This is a genomic window from Chryseobacterium sp. 14P4.3.2 (assembly GCF_057799275.1).
The window spans coordinates 1-245 of record NZ_JBYOKO010000100.1 but is presented as its reverse complement, the minus strand read 5'-3'; the positions used below and the strand labels follow the sequence as shown (position 1 = coordinate 245).

1 protein-coding gene is annotated in these 245 nt (G+C 33.1%); it reads right to left on the bottom strand.

Features of this window, described 5'->3' with window-relative positions:
- Positions 1–245: hypothetical protein (locus tag AC27VX_RS23935; RefSeq protein WP_488698493.1), on the bottom strand; the 245-nt coding region annotated here is incomplete at both ends.

Below are 245 nucleotides of genomic sequence, written 5' to 3'. Positions count from 1 at the left end.
ACTCCATCTGCACGATAGAGATGATTAATATTAAAATCATAACCACGTGTTATGTTGTTTGGTAAATTCAGATAATTATAATTGATTCCCAGAATCTGCTTGTCCAGCATATCCTTCATATTACCATTCAGGTCATATGTGATTGTATTTCCTCCGCCTTCATATCCTGTTGCATTATTAGTACTGTCATTAATTGAATTTAGCCGATTTCCAGAATATGAATAGGAAAGATTATCAATGACTGT